The 523-nt window shown below is 33.5% G+C and carries 1 protein-coding gene; it reads right to left on the bottom strand.

What is annotated here, in order from left to right; all coding sequences use genetic code 11:
* A partial coding sequence (locus R7Q48_RS30925) for a hypothetical protein (protein WP_411979324.1) occupies positions 1-353 on the bottom strand: 353 nt, incomplete at its 3' end.
* Positions 354-523: the final 170 nt, after the last annotated feature.

Raw genomic sequence — 523 nt, 5'->3', positions numbered from 1 at the left:
CCCAACTCTTCAAGCTTTCTCATTCGGGTTGTCCAGGTGGTTATTGCTCGTTCACTTGAAAAGCCCGATTCAAATGCAAACCTATGCTTATCTTCTATCTCTAGAAAGCCTTCATCAAAAACGTTGCACCATAGTGATAGATAAGTTGATGAGAGAGGTTTTCCTTTTCCAGAAAACTTATCCATTATTCTGCCTATTTGAGGGAGGGTTCTTGGTATCGTTGTGAATCCATTATGCGTTTTTCTGTTCCAAATGCTGATGGAATCTATTTCGTCAGCCCACAACGTGTTTCTTAGCTCTGTTCGTTGCTGTTGTAACTTTTGTTTTCCAGCTAGTTCTGATTTCTTCGACATGATTAGCCTTTAAGTTTGTTATCGGTTAAATAATTTTTGTCTTTTTTTGTATATTTTTCAATTACTTAGTTTTATTTCTTGTTTTTGGTACTAGTTAGCTATAAAACTTTTTGAACTATTAATTGTTACTTATATAGAAAATTAATTCACGTAATTTAATATATATTAAG

Source organism: Vibrio sp. 378 (genome assembly GCF_033339435.1).
This window is presented reverse-complemented; position numbering and strand designations above follow the sequence as displayed.